This is a genomic window from Treponema sp. R6D11 (assembly GCF_054786075.1).
In genome coordinates this window covers 1-718 of record NZ_BDHD01000609.1, presented here as the reverse complement: position 1 = coordinate 718, position 718 = coordinate 1, and the positions used below count along the sequence as shown (strand labels likewise).

2 protein-coding genes are annotated in these 718 nt (G+C 44.6%); one reads left to right on the top strand and one right to left on the bottom strand.

Annotation, left to right across the window (positions count from 1 at the left end):
- Positions 1-116 (top strand): M23 family metallopeptidase (locus tag ACYVTD_RS15015; RefSeq protein WP_461248515.1); only part of this gene is annotated, 116 nt, incomplete at its 5' end.
- Here the strand turns inward: ACYVTD_RS15015 and ACYVTD_RS15010 are convergent.
- Positions 91-718: hypothetical protein (locus ACYVTD_RS15010; RefSeq protein ID WP_461248514.1), on the bottom strand; the 628-nt coding region annotated here is incomplete at its 5' end. The two genes, ACYVTD_RS15015 and ACYVTD_RS15010, sit on opposite strands and share 26 nt — an antisense overlap.

Sequence of the window (718 nt, the reverse complement as noted above, 5' to 3'; positions counted from 1 at the left end):
GGGCGGGGGAACGTATCGGCGACGTCGGAAGCACGGGTCTTAGTACCGGTCCGCATCTGCATTTTATGGTTTATAAAAACGGTGTTACTGTTAATCCGCGCGCTTTGATGAAGTAGTTTTTCTTTTTTTACTTTTGGTTTTATTAAGTGAAGAGAACATCGAAGAGAACGGGGAGACGACTTCCATTTCTATCGGTAATCCTTGTCCGCCGTCATCTGCTTCTTGGCTGTCCGTTTCTTCCCTTACTGAAAAATTCTCCGCAGCCACAGCCACATGTTCATGTTTGTGATAATCAGGGGCCGGGACATGATGTCCATCTGAATCCTCGTCTTCAATTTCTTCCATCTCTTCAATTTCTTCGATTCCTTCGTCGGCGTCAGTTGTTTTTTTGTTTTCTAAAGAGTTAAGGAAACCAATCGCGAGATTAAGCAGTCCGCTCATGTGGTCGGGATCGGGTTCGACTTCGGCTTCCTTTGAATCAAGATATTCAATCGCGTGCATAAGAAGCCCTTTCATGTGCGCGGCGTCCGGGGCTTTTGTCTCTTTTTTTCTTATTTTTATAAGTATGTCGTTTGCCGCTTTTAACAGGCCTTTAGACAGTTGAATTTCCGAATAAGGCTTTATTTCTTCCTCGTCGCCGATTTCTTCGATCTCTTCAATTTCATCTATGTCGCCGACTTCTTCTAGGGCGTCAATGTTGTCAATGTCCTGTAAATCG